The organism is Cupriavidus sp. 8B (assembly GCF_054589115.1).
On record NZ_BAAILO010000139.1, the window covers coordinates 75,938 to 84,979 of the forward strand.

Sequence of the window (9,042 nt, forward strand, 5' to 3'; positions counted from 1 at the left end):
TGGGGCAACGTCATTGGCGTTATTGGGGCAACGTCCTGGTGGACGCCACGCGGGGGCCGTTGCCAATGCCGGCGGGATCGCCTGCCGTGCAGATGGCGCCAAAGCTGGCGCGGGCGGCACCGCCTCCGAGCGCAGCCACGTTGAAGGCCCGCGGCTTGTCCTGCCCCTGGCCCCGCCTCGCATTCATCGCCATGTCCCTGATGCAAGGCCGGTTGGCTTCTACGCAGCGGTTCAGGATCGCGTCGTACAAGCCCGAAGCCACGCTGGCGTAGCGGCGCACCGGCTCAAGCTCGCTGGGTTGCTCCAGCTGCAGGTAAGCGTCGCGCGTCAGCGCGCCGCCGCCGGCCTTGGCTTGCTGGACCCAGCGCTGGAATTCCTCGGTGCTCATGCCGTGGAACTTGAAGCGCATGCCGGAGAAGCCCGCGCCGCTATAGTTGGCGGAGAAGCCCTCGTAGACCCCCGGCTGGTTGATCACCGCGTGCAGCTTGGTCTCCATGCCCGGCATGGCATAAACCTGGCCCGCCAGCGCGGGGACGAAAAAGGAGTTCATCACGGTGGACGCCGTGATCTTGAACCGGATCGGCTGATCCACGGGCGCCGCCAGCTCGTTGACCGTGGCGATGCCCTGCTCGGGGTAGAAGAACAGCCACTTCCAGTCCAGCGCCACCACCTCCACGGTGAGTGGCTCCATGGCCATGGGCACCGGGCGCTCGGCGTCGATGCGGCTCAAGGACTGGTAAGGGTCGAGCTTGTGGGTGCTGACCCAGGTCAGCGCGCCCAGGGCGATGATGATCAGCAGCGGCGCGGCCCAGATCAGCAGTTCCAGCAAGGTGGAATGGTCCCAGTCCGGCTCGTAGATGGCCTCCCTGTTGGTCTCGCGGTAGCGCCAGGCAAAGAGCAGGGTCAGCGCGATCACCGGCACGATGATCAACAGCATCAGTCCGGTTGAAATGATGATTAGATCACGCTGCCGGACCGCGAGGTCCCCGGCCGGGGCTAGCAAAACGGCGTTGCAGCCTGTCAGCAGCAGGGTGGCAGCAAACAGCAAACACCCGCGCATCGCGTAGCGGGATGGCACTATCCGAATGCGAAATTGCATAGCCGTGGAAGTGATCGTTGGAACTACGCCGGTGAGCTGGCCGCGGAAACTCAACATTTCCTATGGCACTGTAGTCAAAGAAGTGCCATTCTTAAAGGAGTGACACAAAACGCCACCCCGAACAACGAGAGACGAGAGGGCCTGACGATGTCCAGCAGCGTTACGCAGCAGCACCAGCCGTCACCGTCTTCCCCCGCGCCCGCGCACGAGGCCGCGCACCGGGCGCGAGTGGCGCCAGGCGAGATCGCCGCCGGCGTCGTCATCGGGCGAGCGTCCGAGTATTTCGACTTCTTTGTCTACGGCATCGCCTCGGTGCTGATCTTCCCCAGCGTGTTCTTCCCGTTCGTCAGGCAACTGGAAGGGCTGCTGCTCTCCTTCACGATCTTCTCCTTCGCGTTCATCGCCCGCCCGTTCGGCACCGCCTTGTTCATGGCGATCCAGCACCGCTGGGGGCGCAGCATCAAGCTGACGGCCGCGTTGTTCCTGCTAGGCACTGCCACGGCCGGCATGGCGTTCCTGCCCGGCTACGACACGCTCGGACACAACGCCATCATCATCCTGGCTGCGCTGCGCATCCTGCAGGGCATTGCGCTTGGCGGCTCATGGGACGGGCTGCCATCGCTGCTGGCGCTGAACGCCCCGGCGCACCGCCGCGGCTGGTACTCGATGCTGGGACAGCTCGGCGCGCCGATCGGCTTTCTTCTCGCCAGCACGCTGTTCCTCTACTTGCGCGCCAACCTGGATTTCGACGAGTTCCTGGACTGGGGCTGGCGCTATCCGTTCTACGTGGCGTTCGCCATCAACGTGGTCGCGCTGTTTGCGCGCCTGCGGCTGGTGGTGACCCGGGAGTACACGCAACTGCTGGAAGAAGGCGAGCTGGAGCCGATCAGCCCGGTGCAGATACTGCGCGCGCAGGGCTACAACCTGTTCATCGGCGCATTCGCGGCGCTGGCCAGCTACGCGCTGTTCCACCTGGTCACGGTGTTTCCGTTGTCGTGGGTCGCGCTGCACGCCACGCAGGACATCAACGACGTGCTGATCATCCAGATCATCGGCGCGGGGATCGCCATGGCGGCCACCATCGCCTCCGGCTGGATCGCCGACCGCATCGGGCGGCGCACCACGCTGGCGCTGATGGCAGTCCTGATCGGCATCTTTAGCCTGTTCGCGCCGTACCTGATGGGCGGCACCCCGGGGCGGCAAGACCTGTTCATCCTGATCGGCTTTGGCTTGCTGGGCTTGTCGTACGGGCAGGCCGCGGGCGCTGTCACAGCGAACTTCGGATCGCGATTCCGCTACACCGGCGCGGCGCTGACTTCCGATTTTGCATGGCTGTTCGGCGCCGCCTTTGCGCCGCTGGTGGCGCTTGGGCTGTCGGTGGAGTTCGGGTTGTTTGCCGTGAGCGGCTACCTGCTATCCGGCGTGGCGTGCACGTTGCTGGCGCTCTGGATCAATCGCAAGATGGAAACCCGCGACTGACCTGGCCACGATGAAAAAAAGCGGCCAGTCATGATGCATGACTGGCCGCGTTCTTTTCTACTCAGCTTTTCTTCTCCGTGCTTCTGCTCAGAAATTCCCGAAGAACCCCCGCGCGGCGACCATGCAGAACGGCGCCACCAGGCTCCCGTGGTAGGCCTCGATCACCGCCGACGCGCCTCCATCGGTCGCGCCCGCGGCCACCGCCTGCGCGGCGAGCGTGGCCTTGGCCAGCGCAAAGCCCTGCTTGATCGGGGCATAAGGATCGGCAGGCCCCGCCACCGGGGCGTCGACATCCAGCACCGAAGTCAGCCCCGCCGGCACCTTGGCGTTCTGCCAGTAAGCCTGCTGCACGGTCGCGTTGAAGAAGAACACCGTCGGATCAAAACGCCCGCCGCAAAGCTGCACCGGCGCGCGCGGCACCCAGTTGCGCAAGTCGTTGCGCTTGAACGCCTGGCGCAACGGCGCGGCCGGGCTGGCCGCCGGCGCCATCGCCACCGTCGTGTAAGGGAAGGCGCCATCCGGATTCACCAGCGCGTCTTCCAGCAGGCTGAGGCGGAAGCTGTTGCGCACCAGGTTGCCTTTGCCGAACCCGAGGGCAAATATCGGCGTCAGCTCAGGCGGCGCCAGCGGGGGTGAAGTCGGCGGTGTCAGCGAGGCAAACTGCGGAGCCGGCGGATACGGGTTGAAGAGCGCCGTGGCGGGCAGCTTGCCGTTGCCAATCAGGGTGTCGATTGGCGTCACGCTCGGCAAGAGGTCCTCGATGCCACGCGCGTAGGTGGCCTCGTACAGGTCGCCCGGCCTGCGGTAGATGTTGCCGTAGGCGTTCTGGTAGCTGGTCGCCACCAAGGTCGTAAAGATGGTGGAACCAAGATCCACCTCGCCCGCGATCAGCGCGTCTCCGGTGGCCGCCATCGCATAAGGCCCCGAACCCGTGGAAGCCGCCGTCACCTTGATGCCCGCCGCCTGCAGCGCGCGATGCGTGGCCATGGCAACGTGGCCGCCCTGCGAATAGCCGGTAATAAAGAGCTTGCCATTCTCCCGGGTTGCCCTGCCCGAGTCCGCCCGGCCCAGCGCGACCCGTGCGGCCCGCAGCGAGTCGATCATGTCCGCCGATTGCTGGTGGGCGTTCAGGTAGGGGTGATAGGAAAGCTCGGAGCCGGCGTAACCCGCGTAGTTGCTCGCCACCACGATATAGCCCTGCGCGGCGTACATGGCCGCAACACTGATGCCCTCCGAGGCGCCATCGCCGTTGCCCGGGTCCTTCTGCGTCAGGTCGGCAACGTTGTATTCGCGGTAGGTGGTGGTGCCGTGCGCGTACATCAACGCCGGGCGTGGCCCGCTGCATGCGCGCCCGCCGCTTGGAATCATCAGCGCGCCGCTGGCGGTGGTCGGCTCGTTCGCGCCGCCGATGGTGCGGTAGCGGAAGTAGACGATCTCCAGGTCGCACGCAGGGGCGCCGGCGACCTGCAATAGTTGTCGGCCTGAATCGCTCGCGTTGAGAACGCCGGCCAGCGCAGCCGCGCTCAGGCGCAGCGTGGTCCTCTGATCGAGGAGCTGGCCTCGATTACTGTTGTGGTTGTAGTTGTTGTTGCCGTTGCCGTTGCAGCTGCCCTCGCCGCAAAAACTCGCCGATTGCGCGTAAGCCGCCGCGCTCAGCACCAGACACGTCAAGGCCGCAAAGCCCGCCTTCGCCATGGTCAATCGCATCGTCCAGCCCCCCCCGCCTGTGGTCTACGTCAGTTAGCCTGATCTACACAATTAGCGGAGTGTAGGTAAACGGATCAACCACCTGCCAGCCTCATAGCGCACGATCTCGTATTGTGAAATTGGCGACAGGAAACGGGCAATCGGCCGGGGGCATTTAGTTTCAAGGATGCAGCATCTTGGGTTTTGCGAACGACAGAATTAAGTAGAACTTAATCGGCCCGGATATTGGCCAAAGGGCTCAGACCCTCTCCCGCCGCTAGAACCGATACCCCAGACCCAGCACCATCACATCGGAATCGCGGCTATTGGTCGTGACGGTGCGATGCCAGGAAAAGCGCGTGGTCCAGGACGGGCTGATGCGATAGCTCGCCGACATGGTGAACAGGCCGAGCGTGTGCGTGATGCCGCCGCCCTCGTCCCGGTCCCGCGCCACATAGGGCCCCAGTCCGATCCCGAGCGTCAGATGGTCATTGAAGAACGGCCGCACCAGCCAAGCCTGCGCTGCAACACCCTGCCGGCGCACAACCCGGGCATCGCCCTCGTTCAGATAGGTGGCAGTGAGGTCGACATAGGGCAGGATGCCACGCCGGTACTCCACCGCGAAAGCCGTACCGCTGGGTGAGTCGAAGTTGTTGATAATGGTGGTGCCACCGAAGACGGCCAGCTCGTTGTTGGTCGTATTGCCGGCATACGAAGGCGGTGGCACCACCGGACCATCCCTGCTCCCTCGATCGAGCTGATAGCCCACGCCGATCAGGAAGGTGTTGGTGTCGATGCTGCCAAATGCCTGCGCCCGGTTGTATCGCGCCTGCACGATCCACGGACCGCCGTTGATGTACCACGTGCCTGCCGCGCTGATCAGGATTCCCCAGCCGTGCTGGTCATTCACGCCGCCTTCGGCCGTTCTCACCGTGGTATCGAAATAGCGATAGGGACCGGCCCCAAGCGAGAAGGCAAAACGCCGGTCCGTCGACAGCAACCGTCCCCACAACTGCACGCTATGTCCGTCGCGATGATGGTTGGTGACGTGCCCTTCGTTCAGGTAAGAGAAGGAGGCGTAGACGTTGTCGGTCAGGTTATGGGCGTACTCGTAGGTGTAGCCATAGGTTTTCTCTCCCAGCGACGGCGTCTGCTGCAGCCCGCCAAGTACGTAAAACTCCTGGGCGTGGGCCGCATGGGCGATGCCCATCAGCAACGCCACGCAGAGCGCGGCATGCATCAGGTGACGGCGGCCGTCCCATTGGCCCAGGCCAGACACAAGGCGAAGTTTCATGGGCGTCCTCTCCCAGGTTGCACATGCCAAGTGGCCATCATGCTTTGTTCCCCGAAGTGCTTCAAGCCCCTGCGGCGCCCACGCAACGTGATAGACGCGACGCGTCATCGTACTGCGCAGACGCCGGACACACTCGGGTCCGCCCCCCCCCCCCGCTTCGGCGAACCGCTAGCTAAGCCATATCGGCCACATTGCCGCAGCCTGCGCTGGCCGGTAGTTTGACCGGTTCAGGCGTCGCCCCGGTGTTCGTGACGCTGGCGAAGGGCATCGGCGGGCCAACCCCATAGCCCTGCGCATAGTCCACCCCAAGCTCGCGCAGCCGCGCCAGCAGCGCCTCGTTTTCTACGTACTCGGCGATGGTCTGCTTGCCCATTGCGTGGCTGATCCGCTGGATCGCCTCCACCATCACCAGGTTGACTGGATCGTTGAGCATCTCCCGCACAAAACTGCCATCAATCTTCAAGTACTCTGCGGGCAGGTGCTTCAGATAGGCAAACGAGGACATCCCGGCACCGAAATCGTCCAGCGCGAAGCGGCAACCCATTTCCTGCAACTGGCGGATAAACACGGCGGCCTGCGCCAGGTTGCCAATGGCCGCGGTCTCGGTAATCTCGAAACAGATCCCTTCGAGCGAGATGCCATGGTGCGCGGCCCGCTGGCGCACGTAACCGGGCAGCAGGTCGTCGCCAAGCGAGGCGGCCGACAGGTTCAGCCCGCACAACGCCACATCCCCAGGCAGAGCGATCTGGTGTCGCGCGAGCGCGGCAAAGCCGGCGTCGATCACCCAGCGGTCCAGCATCGGCATCAGGTTGTAGCGCTCGCACGCCGGGATGAACGCCATCGGTGGCACCAGCAGCCCGGCTTCATCCACCATGCGCAGCAGCAACTCGAGATGCCGGCCGCCGGCGCCGCTGGGCTGTAGCGGCACGATCTCCTGCGCATAGAGGCAAAAGCGCCCTGCCGCAAGGGCCGCATGTATCCGGCTCACCCACTCCATTTCGTCGTGACGCGTGCGCACCGCGTCATCCTGCGGCCGGTACACCTGAACGCGGTTCCGGCCACCTTCCTTGGCCATATAGCAGGCGGCGTCCGCAGCGCTCAGTGCTTCCTCCACCTGCGTCACCCCACTATCCAGGCTGATCAGGCCGATGCTGACCCCAAGTGAAAACGTACGCTGCCGGTGCACGAAGCGCCATTGCGCGATGCTCCGCCGCAGCGCTTCGGCTACGCGCTGGCCGGCGTGGGTGGGGCAGTGTTCCAGCAACACGCCGAACTCGTCGCCGCCTAGCCTTGCCAGCGTATCGCCCTTGCGCAACTGGCCACGCATCACCGAGGCGACCTGACGGATCAACTCATCCCCGGCGGCATGGCCGCACGTATCGTTAACTACCTTGAATTGGTCCAGGTCCAGATACATCAGGGTATGGCTGTCCGCCTCGCCGGGCGCCCGCGCCATCGCTGCGGCGAGCCGGCGCTCGAATTCGAGTCGGTTGACCAAGCCGGTCAAAGCATCATGGCTGGCCTCATAAGTGAGGCGCGCAGCGTGTTCGCGTTCACGGCTCATGTCGTGCAGCACCAGCACCACGCCGATGGCATTGCCCGCACGGCTACTGATCAGTGCCACCGAGGGCTTGACCGCGATCAGCGATCCCGCCCGCAGCACCAGCAGCAGCGCCGGGCGCTCCTTCCAGCGTCGTTCCAGCGCCGCCTCCACCAGATCCGATACCGGTGCATGCGTGACCTCGTCTTTCAGCATGCAGACCCGGTGCAGCGGCATGCCGATAGCCTCCTCGCTGCGCCATCCGGTCAATCGCTCTGCCGCAGGATTGAGAGAGTCGATCTGGCCGCAGACATCGGTAGTGATGACTGCGTCCCCGATCGCCTGCAGCGTCACCTGGGCACGCTCCTTCTCCGCGAAAATCTGGGCTTCCGAGCGCTTGTGGTCGGTGATATCGGTCAGCGAGCCCGCCATGCGCAGCACGCGGCCAGCGGCGGTGCGCACCAGGCGTCCGCGCGCGCGTACCCATAGATGGCTATTGGCCTTGGTGCATAGGCGGAATTCAGCGTCGTAGGGCAGATCGCCCCGCAAATGCCGGCGCAACTGCAGCGGGAGGGCAGCAAAGTCGGCCGGGTGAACCAAGGCCAGTAGGGTTTCGCGCAACTGCGGCAGTTCCCCCGCCGTGTAGCCCAGCATGGCGGCACAGCGCGGCGAGAAATACAGTCCGCCGCTACGCACGTCCCAGTCCCACAGCCCGTCGTTGCTGCCGCTGACCGCCAGTTGCAAGCGCTCCTCGCTGTGCGCCAGCGCCTGCCTGAGTTGCCGCTCCTGACGCAGGGTGCGATTCGCGATCAGGATGCCTGGCAACAAAAGCAACGCCGCCACCGCAGCAATGCCGGGCAGCAAGAGCTCGCGCACGCGGCGCGACGCCTTGCCGAGCGCGTAGGAGAAGGCGGTCTCCAGCGGCGTCAGGCGCGCATCGATCATGCCAATTTGCTGCAGCAGCGGGCCGACGCAATTTGCGTCGCATGCGCCACCAGGAATCAGGGCGTGCAGGCGCCGGGCCTGTTCCTCCAGCGCCATCACTTCGGCATCGGCCTGCGCCCAGACCGAGACGGCCTGGTCAATCTCCGCCACATGACGGAAATGCCGAAACATACGAATCATGCCAGGGATGTCATCGACATGATTGCCGCCAGCGATCAATCCGGCGCGGACCTTCTCAAAGTCGGGATCGGCGCGCTCGAGCTCAAGCCGGGCCTGGCGATCACCCAGTGGCACCGCGATGGCGCGCAGATAGGCACCGAACGCTGTCTCATCGCCACTTTGCCCGTAGCGCAGCAACTGTAGCACCGCTTCCTTCTGGGCGTTGCTCCAAAGGCTTTCACCGCCGACGAAGGCGCGCGCCGCGGCCAGCATGTCGACACTTGCCATCCCCACCAACGCGAGCACTACCACAATCACCACGAAGGGCCAGATCACACGGAGCCGATGCTCGCTGGCGGGCGAGGGTTGGGAGGTCTGCCACATGGTTTCCTATTTGTGACGTAGCGCCACGCAACGCAGGCGACAAGTCGCATCCGGATCGACTGCTCACCTCATTCGATACTCGAGGGTGGGTGCCCTGGCATTTTGACTTGCAGGCCCCTGCCTGTCTTTAACTCAGACTGGTTAATTGAGGGCATGAACGGGTCGAATCGGTGTATCTACCGTCTTGGAGATGGGGTGCCTGGGATCCTGCGCACCGGAGGCGCACCGGACGGGGCGCCACGTTGACGCAAACTCACATTGCCCCGCCCCCGACCGGATATCATCAGTTTGCGCGGGAAACCTCGCCCTTCAGGGCAGGGATGGATAGCGCGGACGCCGAAGGCGTCCTCTCAAAGCGCCGGAACGATCTGGAATTGCTCAAAGTTGCAATGTCTCCTGATTGAAGGTAACTTGTGTTTTCCCTGGACAAAGCGTTGAAAAGGAAGCGTTGATCAA

Annotated in this window: 5 protein-coding genes; 1 reads left to right on the forward strand and 4 read right to left on the reverse strand. The window is 64.4% G+C overall.

Annotated features, from left to right (window positions below; genetic code table 11):
- Positions 1 to 19: 19 nt before the first annotated feature.
- The gene (cyoA, locus tag ACYP5B_RS14890) at positions 20 to 1,060 is read right to left on the reverse strand and encodes a ubiquinol oxidase subunit II (RefSeq protein ID WP_400101280.1); all 1,041 of its coding nucleotides are present in this window, start codon (positions 1,058 to 1,060) and stop codon (positions 20 to 22) included.
- A 186-nt stretch (positions 1,061 to 1,246) separates the two neighbouring features.
- Between cyoA and ACYP5B_RS14895 the strand changes: the two genes are divergently transcribed.
- Positions 1,247 to 2,578: an MFS transporter gene (locus tag ACYP5B_RS14895; RefSeq protein WP_459570223.1), complete on the forward strand. Its 1,332-nt coding sequence runs from the start codon at positions 1,247 to 1,249 to the stop codon at positions 2,576 to 2,578.
- A gap of 87 nt (positions 2,579 to 2,665) precedes the next feature.
- On the opposite strand, the gene ACYP5B_RS14900 is transcribed toward ACYP5B_RS14895, so the two are convergent.
- From ACYP5B_RS14900 to ACYP5B_RS14910, 3 genes are all read right to left on the reverse strand, one after another.
- Positions 2,666 to 4,273, reverse strand: a complete 1,608-nt coding sequence (locus ACYP5B_RS14900) for an alpha/beta hydrolase family protein (RefSeq protein ID WP_459570226.1) — start codon at positions 4,271 to 4,273, stop codon at positions 2,666 to 2,668.
- A 268-nt stretch (positions 4,274 to 4,541) separates the two neighbouring features.
- A complete protein-coding gene (locus ACYP5B_RS14905) occupies positions 4,542 to 5,558 on the reverse strand; it encodes a TonB-dependent receptor (protein WP_459570224.1) in 1,017 nt (338 codons plus the stop codon).
- 172 nt (positions 5,559 to 5,730) lie between these two features.
- Positions 5,731 to 8,586: an EAL domain-containing protein gene (locus ACYP5B_RS14910; protein WP_459570225.1), complete on the reverse strand. Its 2,856-nt coding sequence runs from the start codon at positions 8,584 to 8,586 to the stop codon at positions 5,731 to 5,733.
- Positions 8,587 to 9,042: the final 456 nt, after the last annotated feature.

What these genes read in the sequence shown, in the direction of transcription:
- cyoA (WP_400101280.1), bottom strand. Translation starts at nt 1,060, where the DNA reads ATGCGCGGGTGTTTGCTGTTTGCTGCCACCCTGCTGCTGACAGGCTGC.
- ACYP5B_RS14900 (WP_459570226.1), bottom strand. Translation starts at nt 4,273, where the DNA reads ATGGCGAAGGCGGGCTTTGCGGCCTTGACGTGTCTGGTGCTGAGCGCG.
- ACYP5B_RS14910 (WP_459570225.1), bottom strand. Translation starts at nt 8,586, where the DNA reads ATGTGGCAGACCTCCCAACCCTCGCCCGCCAGCGAGCATCGGCTCCGT.
- ACYP5B_RS14905 (WP_459570224.1), bottom strand. Translation starts at nt 5,558, where the DNA reads ATGAAACTTCGCCTTGTGTCTGGCCTGGGCCAATGGGACGGCCGCCGT.
- ACYP5B_RS14895 (WP_459570223.1), top strand. Translation starts at nt 1,247, where the DNA reads ATGTCCAGCAGCGTTACGCAGCAGCACCAGCCGTCACCGTCTTCCCCC.